Below are 1,528 nucleotides of genomic sequence, written 5' to 3'. Positions count from 1 at the left end.
GGTCACGGTGATCTCCACCATCGCCAGCCAGCCGCCGATGATCGCCGACGAGCTGCGCCGCCAGGCCGACGTCTTCACCGACCTCGTCGAGTTGCAGTCCAAGCTTGGCCGCGATCCGTCCGAACGCCCCGCCCCGCGTGATCGCGAAGCGCGTGGACACGCGCCTAAATTCTTGCAAGAGCCGAAGGGAACCGACCCCCACGACTAAACTGTGAAGGCCGCGTCGGCATCGGTGAACTCGGGCGGACTGAGTTCAATAAAACAACATCACCGACATCCACGCCGCCAGCGACGCGCAGAGACCAATTCCCAGATAAGGCAATACAAGGCGCATCGGGTTTCTCCTTCCGAGACGCGAATATGTCTTAGCGTCGCACATCGGCCAGCCGATGACTACGAATCTCCGGTTGTGCCGTGGGCATCGCCGGGCGGTGACTTGCCGGTGCACTCGGAAGCCGGCGTATTCTCGACCACGGCACCGGTTTGCTGCTTGTGAACCTGCTCCTCAACGTACAAGAGCACCATACGCCGCGTGTCCGGGTCGATCAGCTTCTGGAACGCCCTGATCAACCGCAGCATCTGAAGATCTTCAATGCCCTTCGTCATGCCAAAATCTCATTGAAAAAATGACAAGCTCAATCGGGAAATTATGCCGCGATTCTGCCGGTTTAGAAATGTGGAAGTTCGTCGAAGGTAAAGGCCTGCCGGCCATCGCCGCCGATGCCGGCGGAGCGGCTCCGGTCCACCTGCCACCCAAGCCCCCAAACCGGGGCCGTCTCTCCGGCGAGAGCTACTTCCACGACATGGATCGCGCATGGGACGGTCCGCGCGCTTGCCCTTGTGGCGCCGCTGACGCGCCCTGCCCGGCTGCCCAGCCGGGGGTCAGATGGGAACGCGACCTCCGGCGTCGCCGACGCCGTCGCTCAACACGCCATTGATGTGGGCGCCGAGGTCTCTGCAGCCTTGCTGGCCTTCATTGCACAAAACTCGACCAAGGCGTTCAACCTTCAGCTCTCACTGCCCTGCGCGGCGCTGCATGACCGATTCCCCTTGCGGAACGACGATTTGCTTGGCGACGAAATACTCTTGAAACAAACCGCTGCTTTAATTCAAACCAGCCGGGCACGGCATTTGTATCCATAGCTGTTTTCATTCCCGGGGCGGGTTTGTCACACGTATTTTTTGACTGGAATGTTCAGACTTCGGACGGCCGCCGCAAGGCGGCCCTTGCTTATGAGGACGCCGACTACGCATGCACTGTGCTTGAATTCTGCCTGCTGACCGTCGCCAAGGTGGCGCCCGAAGGCCGCGACTGTATCCAGTCTCGAACTCAAGCTTGCCGCGCGCGGGACTTCATCTCCCCGAGCCGCAGCCCCGACTAGCCCTTGCGCTCGCCCTCCGGTTGCGGTTGGATACGGTTTTCATCAACGTCTTTTTACCTTTGGCTTTTTAGATGTCGCAGCGCACCAAGCTGCCTGCCGTGTCAATCGGCTTGCAAATTTGACCCCGCATTGCCTCATCCAGAATG

2 protein-coding genes and 1 pseudogene are annotated in these 1,528 nt (G+C 60.2%); 2 read left to right on the top strand and 1 reads right to left on the bottom strand.

What is annotated here, in order from left to right; translation table 11 throughout:
• Positions 1 to 208 (top strand): annotated as a pseudogene (locus FXB38_RS42255) (LabA-like NYN domain-containing protein); the annotation flags it as partial.
• A 185-nt stretch (positions 209 to 393) separates the two neighbouring features.
• On the opposite strand, the gene FXB38_RS42250 reads toward FXB38_RS42255, so the two are convergent.
• Positions 394 to 606, bottom strand: a complete 213-nt coding sequence (locus FXB38_RS42250; protein WP_148756740.1) for a hypothetical protein — start codon at positions 604 to 606, stop codon at positions 394 to 396.
• 234 nt (positions 607 to 840) lie between these two features.
• On the opposite strand from FXB38_RS42250, the gene FXB38_RS42245 reads away from it, so the two are divergent.
• Complete coding sequence (locus tag FXB38_RS42245; RefSeq protein ID WP_148756739.1) at positions 841 to 1,143, top strand: hypothetical protein; 303 nt, start codon at positions 841 to 843, stop codon at positions 1,141 to 1,143.
• Positions 1,144 to 1,528: the final 385 nt, after the last annotated feature.

Source organism: Bradyrhizobium cytisi, from assembly GCF_008123515.1.
GTDB lineage: Bacteria > Pseudomonadota > Alphaproteobacteria > Rhizobiales > Xanthobacteraceae > Bradyrhizobium > Bradyrhizobium cytisi.
This window is presented reverse-complemented; position numbering and strand designations above follow the sequence as displayed.

What these genes read in the sequence shown, in the direction of transcription:
- FXB38_RS42250 (WP_148756740.1), bottom strand. Translation starts at nt 606, where the DNA reads ATGACGAAGGGCATTGAAGATCTTCAGATGCTGCGGTTGATCAGGGCG.